The following is a 14773-nucleotide window of genomic DNA, read 5'->3' as shown; positions in this document are numbered from 1 at the left end:
GACAAGAGATCAGAGACTGGTGAACTTGCCGGCAACCTCGGCGGCTTCCGCCGTCTTGAGCCCGGCGATGTTGATGCGGCCGGATGCCGGCATATAGATGCCGTGCTCGGTCCTCAGCCGCATCACTTCCGCTTCGGAAAGCGGCAGCATGGAAAACATGCCCTCCTGATCGGCGACCGCGCCGAGGCTCTGCCAGCGGGTGCGGAGTCCCTCGGAAAGCGACCGCCGCAGGCCGGTCATCCTGAGCCGCATCGACTCGAGCTCCTCCGCCCAGTCGCGCCTGAGGTCCGGGTCGTCAAGGATCGTCCGCACCACCGCTGCGCCGTGATCCGGCGGCATGGAATAGCTGGTGCGGGCGAGGCCCGCGAGGTTTGAGCGCACCCTGTCCGCCGACGCAGAAGAGCTGGTCCGCGCGAAGATCGCGCCCGTGCGCTCGCGATAAAGCCCGAAGGACTTCGAGCAGGAAACCGCGACGAGCGCTTCCGGGACGACGCCGAGAAGATGCCTGAGGCCCGCGACATCCTGGTCGAGCCCGCGGCCGAACCCCTGATAGGCGAGGTCGACGAGCGGCAGCAGGCCGCGCTCGGCGACCAGGGCGGCGATCTCCATCCATTGCGCTTCGCTCAGGACGCCGCCGGTCGGGTTGTGGCAGCTTGCATGCAGCAGCACGGCGTCGCCTGGTGCGGCACCTTCCAGCGCGCTCACGAGGTTATCGAAGATTACCGACTGCGACGGAATGTCGAAGAAGTCGTAGGTGGCGATATCGAGCCCGGCGGCCTTGAAGATCGGCGCGTGGTTCGGCCAGCTCGGCAGCCCTAGCCAGATGCCTCGGCCGCCCATGCGCGCAACGAGGTCAGCCGCCAGGCGGAGGGCTCCGGAGCCGCCGGGCGTCTGGACGCCCGCAACGTGGCTCCGCTCGACCGTGTCGCCGCCGACGAGTTCCCATAGCCGATCGAGGAAGACGAGGTCGCCTTCGGGGCCGATATAGGCCTTGCTGTCCTGTGTCTCGAGAAGCCGCTTTTCCGCCGCCTTGACGGCCCGGAAGATCGGCGTGCGTCCGGTCTCGTCGCGATAGACACCAACGCCGAGATCGACCTTTCCAGGGCGCTCATCCTTTCTGAACAGGCCGATCAGGGCCAGCAAGGGATCGTCGGCTTGGCGGGCGAGGGCGTCGAACATCCGGTATTCCTTGTGGAGCAGTGGATCGGATCATAGTCGTTTCCCACAGGCGGAAAGGCAAGCGGTTCCGCACCGCGACTGGTCGAAACGGCCGGTTCAGGCCTCCAGCGTCCCCGGCTTGCGCGCCGCACGCGAAGGCCCGGCGCAGGCGATCTTCATCAGGTCGGACCGGCGGCGGGCGAGACGGGTGGAGACGCGCGTGACGATGAGCCCATCCTGCGGCGCCCGAACCTCGACGGTGCCGCCCGGCACGCCGGGGCGGACCAGGATGGTCGCCAGCAGTTCTCCGGCCTCGACGCTGTCGCCGATATCGCGGTGGAAGAGGACCGCACCGGCCTCCGGTGCGCGGATCATCTCGATATTGTCGAGCGGCACGGCTTTGCCGGCAAAAGCCGGAAGGCCGACGCCGGTGCTCGCAACGACTCCGCGGCCGGCAAGAAAGCGAAACATGCTTTCGGCGTCCTTGCGCGCAATTTCCGGATAGACGTCGCGCGTGCCGCGCAATTCCACGGTCACCGACAGGCGGCCGGGCAGGGCGGTCCTGCGCTCGCCTTCGCTCTCGTGCTTCCATGCATGGGCGACCGCCTCCTCGAAGGCCGAGCTTTGCCCGTCGGAAAGGAACACCGCCTCCATGTCGAGGGCCGCTGCAAGGTCGGCGGCCTCCGGCCAGAATGCCTCGTCGATATAGGCATATTGCAGCCCCTCGTCGTCGCAATGGAGGTCGAGCACCAGATCCGCGCCGAGCGCCATATGAAGAAGGTGCCGCTTCAGCCGATCGACGGCCGAGTAACGGTCCGGCCGTTCAAGCAGACCGTCACGCTCGCCAAGGGAGATCAACGGGAAATCCCGGTTGAAATTGGTGCGGGAGCCCAGATCGAAGCGGCCCTGCAGTTCGCCGAAATGCGACTGCGCCGCGCCGATCGGATTTGCCTGCGGAACGATGGTGATATCCCCGAGAACGGCGCCGTCATTTTCCGCCTGGCGGAGCCGTTCGAGCAGGAAATGAAGAAGGGCCGTTCCCGGCAGCTCGTTGGCATGGAGCGCCGCCTGGATATAGGTCCGCGGCGCTGCGCCGTTTGCCCCCTTGAACCGGAACACCGGCAGCCGCCACTCGATGCCCGGCGTATCGCCGGCGATGATGATTTCGGAAATGTCCACTCGTTTCGTCCTCAAAACTCGAAAACCGGTTATGAGGCTTGGCATCGCCGTATTGCAAGCCCCGACGACGGCTGTAGACCCTGGCTGCCGCCGATCTCAATCCTCATCGACCGTCGGAAGGTCAAGAGCCGAGCGCAGCACGCCGACGCCGCGCTTGTAGAGCATCGCATATCGCGCCGGCGCCAGCAGATCGGCCCCGGGCGTGAACCCGGGAATGGTCTTGTTGAATGGAATCGCACCGCAACCGGGCGTAAGGCAATCGAGTTTGCCCTTGGGACACTCGTTGAAGCGGCAGAGGCGACCGAGATAGCGATCACTTCCCGGCTCGAACAGGAAGGTATCGACCTTGTTGCCCGGAACACTCATGCCGGCTCCGGATTCGAATGCCTCTCGCAAGGAGCGGGCGCATGCCTTGCTCAGTTCGGTGAGGCGCTCTTGCGTGTCGAGCCAGAGCGCCATGTCGAGATCACTGCATTCGTGCCAGACCTCGATGCCGCTGCGGCGGAAACTCCTGAAGCGAGGGACCTCCTTCCAGAGCGGCTTTGCAACCGAGCCGATGACGGAGATCGCCTGAACTTCAGGGAACTCGGCCCAGGCGCGGGCGACGATGTCCGCCGCCAGGCGGTAATCATGCTGCAGTTTGAGCAGATAGCGGTTTTGACTGTCGATATCCGAGCGGCGCATGACATCCAGATTAAATTAAAGCCTCACGGGAACAAGGTGGAGGACGGTTTTGATTATTTTTCGCATCGCCGGATGGGCAAAATCACTCCCACTCGATTGTTGATCTCTGACTTAAGTCATTGTTTTTCCCTTGAAAAATTATTTTTTCGCTCTCCGAAATACCGTCATGTGGACCGTCAAAAAACGGATCATTGGATTTTGGGGCCATTTGCGAAAATCGTGCCTTCGCTTTCGCATAAAGTACCGTCAAGCAAGGCGTATCACACGATTAGCGACGATACCACTGCGCCGCGACCAGACCGTCCACCGACCGCGCGACCTTGCTATACGCCCGAATTCTGGCTATATTACTGGAAATATCGGAGCCAGTCATGGGAAGTTCACAGAAGCGCGCCATCCAGAATTATCGCTCTCGCCTTGGCAAGCGCGGCCTTGCTCGCTTCGAAGTGCTTGGCCGGGACGCCGATCGCGACCTTATCCGATCGCTAGCCAGGCGCCTGTCCGAAGACACGCCCGAGGCCTCAGAGCTTCGCGCCACCGTCAGCAAGTCGATCGCTGGCGATCCGCCAAAACCTGGCGGCATCCTCGCGGCGCTGCGGCGTTCGCCGCTGGTGAACGCGGAACTCGATCTTTCCCGCCCCCGTGAAAATGCGCGCAAGGTCGACCTGTGACGCGCTATCTGCTGGACACCAATATCATCAGCAATGTTGTTAAACCGCAGCCATCGGAGTCGCTTCTGGCGTGGATGTCGAGGCAGCGTGATGAGGACCTGTTCATCGCGTCGCTGACCGTTGCGGAAATTCGACGGAGGATTCTGGAGAAGCCACGAGGCAAGAAGCGCGACGCTCTCGACAGGTGGTTTTCTGGGCCTGAAGGGCCTCAGGCTCTGTTTGCTGGCCGCATCCTGTCGTTCGACGACAAAGCGGGCCTGATCTGGGCGCAGCTAATGGCGGCGGGCAAAGCGGCCGGTAAGCCGCGCGGCGGGCTCGACATGATCATCGCTGCTGTCGCCGGCGCAAACGACTGCGTGGTAGTAACAGATAATGAAAGGGATTTTGCCGGAGTTGAGATCCTCAATCCTATGCGCGGAGCGATCTAATGCAGCGCCGGTCGGACGAATGCGTGGGGGATCTGATGGCTGAAACTCAAATAGAGTGGACGGATTCCACTTGGAACCCTGTGGCAGGAAGTTCGATCGTCACTGCCGGCTGCACGCACTGCTATGCAATCGAAATGGCCAAACGACCGAACTCCATGATCAGCCGAACCTCTGATTTTCCCGCCTTTTCTACGATATTCTACGCTGTAGCCGCCGATCGCCGCCGTTTCCTCACTCCCACTCGATCGTGCCCGGCGGCTTGGAGGTGACGTCGTAGACGACGCGGTTGATGCCGCGGACCTCGTTGATGATGCGGGTGGCGGCGCGGCCGAGGAATTCCATGTCATAGTGGTAGAAGTCGGCGGTCATGCCGTCGACGGAGGTGACCGCACGCAGCGCGCAGACGAATTCGTAGGTGCGCCCGTCGCCCATGACGCCGACCGTCTGCACGGGAAGCAGCACGGCGAAGGCCTGCCAGATGGCGTCATAGAGGCCCGCCTTGCGGATCTCGTCGAGATAGATCGCGTCCGCTTCGCGCAGGATTTCCAGCTTCTCGCGCGTGATGCCGCCGGGGCAGCGGATCGCGAGGCCGGGGCCGGGGAAGGGATGGCGGCCGATGAAGCTTTCGGGCAGGCCGAGTTCGCGGCCGAGCACGCGGACTTCGTCCTTGAAGAGCTCGCGCAGCGGCTCGACGAGCTGCATGTTCATGCGCTCCGGCAGGCCGCCGACATTGTGGTGCGACTTGATCGTCACCGAGGGGCCGCCGGTGAAGGAGACGCTTTCGATGACGTCAGGGTAGAGCGTGCCCTGGGCGAGGAAGTCGGCGCCGCCGAGCTTCTTGGCCTCTTCCTCGAAAACCTCGATGAAGAGACGTCCGATGATCTTGCGCTTCGTTTCCGGGTCGCTGACGCCTTCGAGTTCGCCGATGAAGCGATCGGAGGCGTCGATATGGAGCAGATGAAGGTTGTAATGCTCCTGGAACATGGCGACGACGTTCGCCGCCTCGTCCTTTCGCATCAGACCATGATCGACGAGGATGCAGGTGAGCTGGTCGCCGACCGCTTCGTGGATAAGGAGGGCCGCCACCGACGAGTCGACGCCGCCGGAAAGCGCGCAGATAACCTTCTTGTCGCCGACCTGCTTGCGGATCGCCTCGACCGCCTTGGCGCGGTAGGCCGACATGGTCCAGTCCCCCGTAATGCCGGCGACCTTGTGGACGAAGTTGGCGATGAGCTTTGCGCCGTCGGGCGTATGCACGACTTCCGGATGGAACTGGACGGCATAGTATTTGCGCTTTTCGTCGGCGATGAAGGCAAAGGGTGCGTTGGAAGAGGTGGCGACGACTTCGAAGCCGTCGGGCAATGCGGTGACCCGGTCGCCATGCGACATCCACACCTGGTGGCGCGAGCCGAGCGACCAGAGCCCGTCGAAGAGTGCGCAGTCCTTCTCGACTTCCAGGAACGCCCGTCCGAATTCGCGGTGATGGCCGCTCTCGACCTTCCCCCGAGCTGGGCGCACATGGTCTGCTGGCCGTAGCAGATGCCGAAGACCGGCAGGCCGCTGTCGAAGATGACGGAAGGCGCGCGGGGCGAGCCGATGTCGAGGGTCGAAGCCGGGCTGCCGGACAGGATCACCGCCTTCGGCTTCAGCCGGTTGAAGCCTTCCTCGGCCGACTGGAACGGCACGATCTCGCAATAGACGCCGGATTCGCGTACGCGCCGCGCGATGAGCTGCGTCACCTGGCTGCCGAAGTCGACGATCAGGACGGTATCGGGATGGGCTGTCTGGGTCATAGCGGGCCTTCAAGCAAGCTTGATCATGGCGAGCCTTTAATGAAAGCCCGCCTTTGGCGCAACGATAACATTGCACCCGGACAATCAGGCGCCCGGGCAGAAGGCTCAGAGCCGGATTTCGCCCCCCTCCAGCGCCGCCTCGAGCCGGTCGATGGTGGCTGCGAGCTTCTCGTCTATCACGTTCAGGTATTCCGTCCAGTCGCCGACATGCTTCAGCTCCGCCTTCCCGTCCGAAATGCCGCGCAGCCCGATGAGCGGCACGCCATACGACTGGCAGGCGCGCAGGATCGCAAAGGTCTCCATCTCGACCATGTCGGCGTCGATCTCGTCATAGGTCCTGCCGGAAACGATGTTGGCGCCGGTCGAGAGCCGTGCCTTCTTCACGCCGGGAATGCTGAGCGGCAGTTTAACGACGGCTGGCAGATCCAGGAAGGGCGTCGCGCCCTTCTCGAAGCCGAGGGGCGAGGCGTCCATGTCGCGGTAGGCGACCGAGACCGCCTGGTAGATTTCGGTCTGTTCGAGCGTCGCGGACCCGGCCGAGCCGAGCGAGACGACGAGGTCCGGCAGGCTGCCTCCGGCGTGGAGCTCCGCGAGCGCCCTGGTCAGGCTGACGGCCGCCTCGACCGGACCGACGCCCGTCATCAGGGGTGCGATCCTGGCACGGAGGGACGGACCGTACTCGGCGTCCACAGCCATGACATAGAGAATAGTGCGCCCCGCTACCGGCTTGAGTTCGAAGCTCATCCTTCGATCCCCTCGCGTCCGCGCACCACCATCATCGTGCCTGTCATCGAGGCGATGAGCTTGGCCGGTCCGTCGGACCTGACCGCATAGGCCCGCCCGTCCGAGACGATGATCGTCGTGCCGGGCTTCGTCACCTCGCCGCGAAAGAGGAACCGCTCGCCCCGTCCGGGCGAAAGCAGATTGACCTTGAACTCGATCGTCAGCAGCGATGCGTCGGGGTCGATCACCGAATAGCCGGCATAGGTACCCGCCGCATCGAGCGCGGCGGAAATTACGCCGGCATGCAGAAGGCCGTGCTGCTGCGTCAGCTTGGGATCGAAGGAAAGCTCGATCTCGACGGTCCCCGGTTCGACGCGCGTGAGCTCGGCTCCGATCGTGCGCATCGCGGCCTGCCGTCTGAAGCTTTCCCGGATGCGCTTCCTGAAGTCGTGAGGATCGCTTTCGTCCATGTGTCGGTTTGCCTTGATTCCGCGGACAACGCTGCCCGGATTTTCCCGGAGACTGGCACGCCGGCTGCGGCCCGGCAAGCTCAATTCATGAGGAAAATCGAACCGTTGAGCAGGGTCGCGAAGGCCACCCATGCAAGGTAGGGCACAAACAGCAGAGCCGAAATCCGGTCCTTGCGCAGGCTTGCGAGGATGAATGCCACGATGGACGCAAACAGGGCGAAGATGACGACCAGCGCGGCAGCGATCTGGTGCAGCCCGAAAAACAGCGGCGACCAGAGAAAGTTCAGGATCATCTGGGTGAGCCACAGCGGCCACAGGACGGAGTGGCCGCGATGATCGAGAAAGCTGCGGGCACCGGCAATTCCGATCATCACGTAAAGGATCGACCAGGCCGGAGCGAAGACCCAGTTCGGCGGCGTGAAGCTCGGCTTTGCCAGCGACCGATACCATGCGTCGGGGATGTTGATGTAGCCGATGGCGAGGCCGAGGCCGAGAACGGCAATGACGAAGAGGACATGCACCACGGTTCTGTTCATGCGTGCTAAATGGAGCCGGGGGCGGCGATTTCCAGTCGCTGTACCGTTTGGCGGCGAAGCGGCGCCACCTATATGTGGTCTATGAAAAGCTTCCGGCGCATCGAAATCCGCCCGGCCGTGCCCGACGACCTCATGACGATCGCGTCGGTCCTGGTCAGGACCTGGCGCGCGACGTTTCGCGGCATCATATCCGACGCCTATCTCGATGCCATGACCGTCGAGGACCAGGCGATACGGCATGCGCGGCGCATGCGTCTTCCGGGCAGCTTCATCATGGTCGCGGCCGACATGACCGACGACCGGGTGATCGGCTTTGCAAATTGCGGCAAGGCAAGGGGAATGCCGCCAGCATTCGACCGGGAGCTCTACGAACTCTATCTTCTGCCGGAGTTCCATGGCGCAGGCCTCGGCTCCGCGCTGGTGCGCAGCGTCGCCGGCCATTGCCGCGACACAGGAGGATTGTCGCTTTTTGCCTGGGTGCTGAAGGGTAACCCCAACCGGGTATTCTATGAGCGGCTCGGTGCCCGCGCCGTCGGCGAGGGCCGGGTCAGCGTCGGCAGAGAAAGCCTGGATCAGGTGGCCTATCGCTGGGACGATCTCGCGGCGCTCTCCGACTTCGGAGACGCGTCCATCTGATCCGTCGCCAGCCGGATTATGTGCTGATCCCAGGCAACGGGGCTCCTTCGCTCCTTGAATAGGCCGCGGTAGGAGGAGACGGCGAAACCGTGCTTCGCGGCGGCAATGCCCGCTGCGTCCGCAACCGGTTCCTCCTTGAGGACGGCACCGGTTTTGGCGTTGAGGGTCACCGCGACGTTGCCCTTGGGAGAGGTGAGGCCGACGAGCCCTTCCTGGCGGCTGACCGCGATAGCGCCGACATAGTTTGCGAGCGCCGCGGTGGTTCGTTCCGGCAGGTCTACGAAGGTCAGGTCCTCGCCCTTGGCGAAGTGCCCGACCAGCGGCGGAAGGTCGTTGCGCGCACCTTCGTACTGGCAGGCGAACCAGACACGTCCGTCGGCGCCGATGTCGACATGTCGGGTCGAAAGGCGATTGAGATGAGGCGGCAGCACATGCTTCTCGATGAGCGCCCCCGTCGCGGCGTCCACGAGTGCCAGGCTCGGCTCCATGCGGTCGAGATTGAGCTTGGTGCGGCCGAAATCGGGGTGGGTCTCGATGCCGCCATTGGCTATTGCGAGCGTGCGTCCGTCGGCGGCAAGCGTCATGTCGTGTGGGCCGATGCCGTAAGTCGGGAACTCGCCGATACGGGTAAAATCCCGGCGGCCATCATAGATGCCGACCATGCCGCGATTGGCGGAGAAGTCGTTTTCGGTCGCATAGAGCAGCCGGCCGTCGGCCGAGAAGCAGCCATGGCCGAAGAAGTGCCGGCCCTCGGCGGAGGTGATGACGAGCGGCTCGGCGGTGCCGTCCGGCGCAAAGATCATGGCATAGGTGCCCGGCCGCCGGGCAAAGGCGACCGCGCGCCGGCTTACCGGGGAGAAGGTCATGCCATGCGCGCGCGCCGGCAGCAGCCTGCGCTCCACGATCTCGCCCGTTTCCGTGAGCGTCGCGACACCGTAGCTGCCGTCCTGCGCCATGAAGGCCGAGGCGAAGACGGCATCGGCCCTTTCGAGGGCGAAGGCGCCCCGGGGGGCAAGGGCGGCCACCCACGCGGCACCCGCCATTTTGACGAAGCTGCGGCGGTCGATGAGGGTATTGGTCTTCATGCGATTTCCTGCAACGGTCGAATTCCTGCAACGAGCGAGGTCACTCCGCTATCACAGCCAACCTCGCCGTTTGAAATAGACATACGGCAACAGGGCCGAGGCGACCATCAGCATCAGCGCATAGGGATAGCCGAAACGCCAGGTGAGTTCCGGCATCACCTCGAAGTTCATCCCGTAAATCGAGGCGACCAGGGTCGGCGGCAGAAACACGACGGCGGCGACCGAGAAGATCTTGATGATCTGGTTCTGTTCGAGGTTGATGAGCCCCAGCGTCGCGTCGAGCAGGAAATTGATCTTGTTCGACAGGAACAGCGCGTGGTCTCCGAGGGATGCCGCGTCGCGCTGAACGAGCTTTATCCGCTGCCGGCTCTCCTTGGCCGCCTTGCGGTGCGTGGTCCCCTCAATGGCGACGTGATAGGCGACGAGCCTGCCAATGCTGACGAGGCTTTCGCGGATGACGGTCAGCAGGTCGCCCTTCTGGCCGATCTGCTCGATCAGCGACTGCAGGTCGCGCGTCTTCTTGGTGGCGCTGGCGTTCGACTTGCGGAAGACCTCCCGTGAGATCTGATCGACGTCGTTGCCTGCGCGCTCCAGAGCATCCGCCGTACGGTCGATCATCGCCTCGAGCAGGCCGAGCATCACGAGCTCTCCCGTCTCGCACGCCGCGCCGTTCGGCTTCATGATGCGGTTGGCATAGACCTGGAACGGCTTCGGCTCCGCATGGCGGACCGTCACGAGGGTCGCGCCTTTGAGGATGAAGGTGACGGGCACCTTGGCCGGGTAATCGCTGTCGAGTTTGGCGGTCGCCGTCATCGTCATGAACTCGGCGCCGTCCTCCTGGTAAAGCCGGTCGGAAAGCTCGATTTCCTGCATCTCGTCACGGGTCGGAATGGCAATGCCGAGGCGCTCCTCGACAAGGCGCGTTTCTTCGCTCGACGGATTGAAGAGATCGAACCAGATCACCGGTTCCTGGCATGCCAGGCCGTCGAGGAGGTCGACGTGCACAAGTCGGCTGTTCTGGCTTTTGTAGATGCGCAGCATTTCAGGCTCCATGGGGCCGAGTCATCCGACCGGCGGAGCCCTGATCAAATCAGGTCCGGACGGCCGTGAGCATGAAGGCTCGACTTCGACTGTCGGGGTTCATCTTGAGTTGATCCTTGTTGGTGAGACATGTCCGCGTAGGCGGCCATGGATGCGCTTTGCTCCGAAATGCCCTGCTTGTCAACCATCGGGTTCCGCAGCGTTTTCACGTTCCCGTGTCAGTCGCCGTCGGCGAAGGAGAATCCGGCGCCGAGGCCGATCGAACCGCCGAATTCGCGATTGAGCCGGTCGAGCAGATCGGCCGTGTTCAGTGCGATGAAATCCAGCTTGGCGCGCTGCCTCTCGTCGGCAAGCGCGTCCTCGATCGGCCCGTCGAGACCGTCCGTAGCGGCGATCAGAGCCTTGAAGAGGAAGTCGATGGAACCGGCGATCGAGCGGCTGTCGGCTGGCAGAAGGCTTTCCATCCCGGCCGTATCGAAGAGTCTCTGGAGACCACCGAGATTCGCGGAGATCGCCGGCATCGTGTTGGCCGAGCGCCAGTAGATGGCAAGTTTCGGACGGCCCCTGTCGGGCGTCCCGTCGACCGTTCCGGCGTAGAAGGTCCGCAGCCGCTGGTCCTTGATCATCTCGACGCTGTGGACGAGCACGCCGAGAAGCTCGGTCGCGGCTTCCCTGTTGTCCCGGAAGAGCGGATTGCCCGGGCCTGGCTTCTTCCAGGCCGCCTGGATCCCGTCCGGCTTTTCCCATGCGGCAAGGAGCTCGCCCGCGATGCTCCTCAAATTCTGCGAGACCGCAAGCCCATATCGGCAGCGAAAATCCCCTTCCTTGCCGGAGAGAACCTCCGCGCCGGTACCGTAGAGCACGAATTCGAGTGCCCCGAGGCCCTGGACGGCGACGCTCTTCCCCTTGAGGGTCTCCGGGCTTGTGGCGCTCTCGTCTTTCTTGGCGAGAATTGCCTGGACCTGCTTCAAGCCCGTGCTCTTCCGGTCGGGATAGAAGAGGAAGCGTTCGAAACGGTTCTGTTCGAGGGCCGGACCGAGGCGGATGATCTCGATCGCGGACCATCTCTCGACGACGCTCGAAAAGGCCGACCGCGCGGCTTCGAGGGTCGCCTCGGAAGGTGACTTGCAGAGCGCGGCGCTCGCTTCGGAGAGGGCGTTCGTCGCCTCCGCAAGGTCTCGATAGCCGGGGATGATGAAACCGTCCACGGCCTGCGCCATCACCCTCGGCACGGCCGCCTCTTCGACGACACGCGGGGAAAGCGCACCGCCTTCCTGCGCCGCCGCGGGGGCAGCGAGGAATATCAGGCTAAAGGCGAGAGGAAGGCTCGCGAAGGGAAGGCGCATCAGAGGGACTCCAGGAATGTGATCAGGGCTTTGCGGTCGTCCTTCGGCATGGCGGCGAAGGCATTGCGTGCCTTCGCCGCTTCGCCGCCGTGCCAGAGAATGGCTTCGGCCAGGTTTCGGGCGCGTCCGTCATGGAGAAGGAAGCTGTGCCCGCTCACGGTCTTGGTCAAGCCTATGCCCCAAAGCGGGGGCGTACGCCATTCGCGGCCACTGGCCTCGCCGACCTGCTGGCCGTCGGCGAGGCCTTCGCCCATGTCGTGCAGGAGGAAGTCGGAATAGGGCCAGATGAGCTGAAACGCCTGCGCCTTGTGCGTGGCGTCCCGGCGGGTCACGAATTTCGGCGCATGGCAGGCGGCGCAGCCGGCTTCATGGAAGAGCCGTTTGCCCCTCAGGGTTTCCGGAAAGCTCGCCTTGCGGCGAGCAGGCACGGCAAGATTGGAGGAATAGAACGTCACGAGGTCGAGCACCGGGTCGGGGGCCTCGACCGCTCCGAGCCGCGGCTGCACGCCGTCCGGCAGATCGAGGCAGCCCGTCTGGGCAGCCGTGCAATCGCCATGACTGCGGTCGAAATCGGAGGTGGAGATGCCGATATCGACGGCAAAGGCATCGGCGACCTGCTGGCGCACGGACGGGTTCTGCGCTTTCCAGCCGAAGCGGCCGAGGGTGACGCGGCCGGTCCGGCGCTCGCGCACGAGGGCCGGCCGTCCGCTGATGCCGTCGCCGTCGCGATCCTCCGGATCGGCACGCGCCAGAATGTCGGCCTCGTGGATGGCCTCGATGAGACCGATGCCGATCATCGGCGAGGCGACGCGCGGCGACAGCGTCGTCGCCGCATCGAGCGGTCCGTAACCGGGATCGGCGATCGCATAATGCGGCTTGCGGAGCGGGACCGTATCGCCGCCGGCAAGCGCCACCAGTTCTTCCGTATAGGTGATGTCGAGGCGGCCCTCGGCAGCAAGCCCCGGCACGGCGCTGTCCTGAAGCTGAGCACCATAGACCGGGTCGGGAAAGTTGAGCCGTGCACGGGAGGCGATCTCCGCGCGCTCGGCATCGTCGCGCGGGGCACGGGCGAGCCGAAGGAGCATCGACGTCGCGTCGGCGGCCCCCTCGGGCGGGCGGCCGCGTCCGTCGCGGGCATGACAGCTCTCGCAGGCCCTCGCATTGTAGAGCGGCCCCAGCCCGTCCGAGGCCTGCGTGGAAGAGGGTGAGGAGACCCAGAGCTTTTCGAAGAGCGCCTTGCCGAGGTGAAAATCCTGTTCGTCCTCGAAGGGGAGGTTGTCCGATGCCCGGGAGAAGATCATCCGATCCGCCCGTGCAATCGTCGTCGCAGCACCGGCCGGCATTGCTTCGAAGGGCTCAGGCCTGGAAAAATCGGTGGTTGGGCGCGTGACCGACAGAACGCGCTCGAGGTCATCGGCGGAAAGGTCGTCGCGAACAGGTGCGCACCCGACATCCGCCTTTTCCGCGATGCCGCCATCGCGCGACGCCGCGGGGGCAACGCAAATGAGAGCGGCAACGGTCAGTGCGAAAAAGCGGGCGAAGACATTCATCGAGGGAGGCCGGGCCGCCACCTGTCCGTCGCGGCCCGCCTTTTCAGCTTATTGGAAGACGGCGCCAGGATTATCCAGGCTGTCGGAACCTTCAAGTTCCACCGTGCCGAGATCGAGTGCGGCGATGACGCGCTCGACGGTCTTCGCCTGGGCGATCAGCCCGTCGATCGCCGCCTGAACCGTCGCATTGCCCTCCGCATTGCCCTCGCCGATCATCTGGTCATAGGCCTCGCCCGCTTCTGCGCGCTTGGTCATCGCCTGCATCTTCTCGACCGTGGTGGCGAGACCATCCTTCATTTCCTTGTCGAGGGCCGCATCCTTGGCAGCGACGAGCTCGGAAAGCGAAGGGCCGGTGAGCTTGCTGCCGTCTACGCGGGTATACTCGCCGCTATAGGCGGACTGGATGCCGATCGCGTCGTGCAGATGCGAGTTGTGGGTGTTGTCGGAGAAGCAGTCGTGCTCCTCTTCCGGATCGTGGAGGAGCAGGCCGAGCTTCATGCGCTCGCCGGCAAGTTCGCCGTAGGAGAGCGAGCCCATGCCGGTAAGGATCGCCACGAGGCCGGCCTTCGGGTCCGCCTCGACCGCCTTGGTCGCAGCGCCGTCCGGCGTCCAGTTCGCGACCATCTCCTTGAGGTCGGAGACGAGCAGGCTCGTCGCTGCCTTCAGATAGGCGGCGCGGCGATCGCAATTGCCGTTGGTGCAGGCCTTGGTGTCGAAATCCGTGTAGGGCCGGTTGCCGGCACCCGGGCCCGTTCCGTTCAGATCCTGCCCCCACAACAGGAATTCGATCGCGTGATAGCCGGTCGCGACATTTGCCTCGATGCCGCCTGCCTCCTGCAGCGTGCCGGAAAGGAGCTCCGGCGTGATATCGGTGGCATCGACGTCCTGCCCGTCGATCTTGATCGCCTTGTTGGCGATGACATTGGCGGTGAAAAGGGCGTTCTCGTCGCTCTCGCTGCCGTAGCTTGCGTCGACATAGTCGATCAGGCCCTCGTCCAGCGGCCAGGCGTTCACCTTGCCTTCCCATTCGTCGACGATCGTGTTGCCGAAGCGATAGACTTCCGTTTCCTGATAGGGGTTGCGCGCCTTCAGCCAGGCCTCCCGCGCGGCCTTCAAGGTCTCCTCGCTCGGGCTTGCAATCAGCGCATCCACGGCCTTTTCCAGCGCTTCTGCCGTGGCCAGGGCATCTTCGTATTTGGCGTGCGCAACGGCCGCGTAATGCTTGACGACCGCGGCTGCGTCCGTCGCCGCATTCGCCGGCTGCAACGCCAGCGCAGATGTCGCCGTCATGAGCGCCAGCGCCGCGGCGCGGATGAAATTCTTGGTCATGACCCTCTCCTTGTTGCTCGTCGATAGAGCGTACAGCTCCAACCCCGTGAAAAGCGCAAGAGTCATGGACCAAAAGCAAACTGGTGTCAAAGTGTATAGTTTAGAACGGCTTGAAGGTGCAGTCCCGCCTGGATGGCGGGAATC

The 14773-nt window shown here is 64.0% G+C and carries 15 protein-coding genes and 1 pseudogene; 4 read left to right on the top strand and 12 right to left on the bottom strand.

The window, feature by feature from the left end:
- Positions 1-9 precede the first annotated feature (9 nt).
- The 3 genes from tatA to N0Q91_RS16425 all read right to left on the bottom strand — a co-directional run bounded on the left by tatA (position 10) and on the right by N0Q91_RS16425 (position 3021).
- Positions 10-1179, bottom strand: a complete 1170-nt coding sequence (tatA, locus tag N0Q91_RS16435) for a tyrosine aminotransferase (protein ID WP_275596943.1) — start codon at positions 1177-1179, stop codon at positions 10-12.
- A gap of 96 nt (positions 1180-1275) precedes the next feature.
- On the bottom strand, positions 1276-2337 hold the full coding sequence (locus N0Q91_RS16430; protein ID WP_275596942.1) for a succinylglutamate desuccinylase/aspartoacylase family protein: 1062 nt from the start codon (positions 2335-2337) through the stop codon (positions 1276-1278).
- Between the two features lie 96 nt (positions 2338-2433).
- The gene (locus N0Q91_RS16425; RefSeq protein WP_275596941.1) at positions 2434-3021 is read right to left on the bottom strand and encodes a hypothetical protein; all 588 of its coding nucleotides are present in this window, start codon (positions 3019-3021) and stop codon (positions 2434-2436) included.
- A gap of 371 nt (positions 3022-3392) precedes the next feature.
- Between N0Q91_RS16425 and N0Q91_RS16420 the strand changes: the two genes are divergently transcribed.
- Genes N0Q91_RS16420 through N0Q91_RS16410 form a run of 3 tightly spaced genes read left to right on the top strand, consistent with a single transcriptional unit; the run spans position 3393 to position 4389 of the window.
- Positions 3393-3692, top strand: a complete 300-nt coding sequence (locus N0Q91_RS16420; protein ID WP_275596940.1) for a hypothetical protein — start codon at positions 3393-3395, stop codon at positions 3690-3692.
- Entirely contained in the window at positions 3689-4120 is a 432-nt protein-coding gene (locus tag N0Q91_RS16415) for a type II toxin-antitoxin system VapC family toxin (RefSeq protein WP_275596939.1), read from the top strand. The genes N0Q91_RS16420 and N0Q91_RS16415 overlap by 4 nt, the downstream gene beginning before the upstream one ends.
- Positions 4120-4389: a DUF5131 family protein gene (locus N0Q91_RS16410; protein ID WP_448136913.1), complete on the top strand. Its 270-nt coding sequence runs from the start codon at positions 4120-4122 to the stop codon at positions 4387-4389. Before N0Q91_RS16415 ends, N0Q91_RS16410 begins: the two co-directional genes overlap by 1 nt.
- Here N0Q91_RS16410 and guaA read toward each other — a convergent pair.
- The 4 genes and pseudogenes from guaA to N0Q91_RS16390 form a co-directional block, all read right to left on the bottom strand.
- Positions 4352-5913: pseudogene (gene guaA / locus N0Q91_RS16405) on the bottom strand (glutamine-hydrolyzing GMP synthase). The gene N0Q91_RS16410 and the pseudogene guaA overlap by 38 nt on opposite strands.
- A 105-nt stretch (positions 5914-6018) precedes the next feature.
- Positions 6019-6657: a 5'-methylthioadenosine/S-adenosylhomocysteine nucleosidase gene (locus tag N0Q91_RS16400; protein ID WP_018093922.1), complete on the bottom strand. Its 639-nt coding sequence runs from the start codon at positions 6655-6657 to the stop codon at positions 6019-6021.
- Complete coding sequence (locus N0Q91_RS16395; protein WP_018093923.1) at positions 6654-7106, bottom strand: PaaI family thioesterase; 453 nt, start codon at positions 7104-7106, stop codon at positions 6654-6656. Before N0Q91_RS16395 ends, N0Q91_RS16400 begins: the two co-directional genes overlap by 4 nt.
- A gap of 80 nt (positions 7107-7186) precedes the next feature.
- The gene (locus N0Q91_RS16390; protein WP_275596937.1) at positions 7187-7642 is read right to left on the bottom strand and encodes a TspO/MBR family protein; all 456 of its coding nucleotides are present in this window, start codon (positions 7640-7642) and stop codon (positions 7187-7189) included.
- Between the two features lie 81 nt (positions 7643-7723).
- Between N0Q91_RS16390 and N0Q91_RS16385 the strand changes: the two genes are divergently transcribed.
- On the top strand, positions 7724-8278 hold the full coding sequence (locus N0Q91_RS16385; RefSeq protein WP_275598146.1) for a GNAT family N-acetyltransferase: 555 nt from the start codon (positions 7724-7726) through the stop codon (positions 8276-8278).
- On the opposite strand, the gene N0Q91_RS16380 is transcribed toward N0Q91_RS16385, so the two are convergent.
- The 5 genes from N0Q91_RS16380 to N0Q91_RS16360 all read right to left on the bottom strand — a co-directional run bounded on the left by N0Q91_RS16380 (position 8224) and on the right by N0Q91_RS16360 (position 14629).
- Positions 8224-9363 carry a DUF1513 domain-containing protein gene (locus tag N0Q91_RS16380; RefSeq protein WP_100669814.1) on the bottom strand — a complete coding sequence of 380 codons (1140 nt, stop codon included), beginning with the start codon at positions 9361-9363 and terminating at the stop codon, positions 8224-8226. The two genes, N0Q91_RS16385 and N0Q91_RS16380, sit on opposite strands and share 55 nt — an antisense overlap.
- Before the next feature lie 51 nt (positions 9364-9414).
- On the bottom strand, positions 9415-10404 hold the full coding sequence (corA, locus tag N0Q91_RS16375; RefSeq protein ID WP_275596936.1) for a magnesium/cobalt transporter CorA: 990 nt from the start codon (positions 10402-10404) through the stop codon (positions 9415-9417).
- A 218-nt stretch (positions 10405-10622) separates the two neighbouring features.
- The gene (locus N0Q91_RS16370; protein WP_275596935.1) at positions 10623-11750 is read right to left on the bottom strand and encodes an imelysin family protein; all 1128 of its coding nucleotides are present in this window, start codon (positions 11748-11750) and stop codon (positions 10623-10625) included.
- The gene (locus tag N0Q91_RS16365; protein ID WP_275596934.1) at positions 11750-13300 is read right to left on the bottom strand and encodes a di-heme oxidoreductase family protein; all 1551 of its coding nucleotides are present in this window, start codon (positions 13298-13300) and stop codon (positions 11750-11752) included. Before N0Q91_RS16365 ends, N0Q91_RS16370 begins: the two co-directional genes overlap by 1 nt.
- A gap of 48 nt (positions 13301-13348) precedes the next feature.
- Complete coding sequence (locus tag N0Q91_RS16360) at positions 13349-14629, bottom strand: imelysin family protein (RefSeq protein WP_275596933.1); 1281 nt, start codon at positions 14627-14629, stop codon at positions 13349-13351.
- Positions 14630-14773: the final 144 nt, after the last annotated feature.

It is taken from the genome of Sinorhizobium prairiense, assembly GCF_029201645.2.
Taxonomy (GTDB): Bacteria; Pseudomonadota; Alphaproteobacteria; order Rhizobiales; family Rhizobiaceae; genus Sinorhizobium; species Sinorhizobium meliloti_A.
Note: the sequence above shows the minus strand (reverse complement) of the source record. Positions and strands in the feature narration are given on the sequence as shown.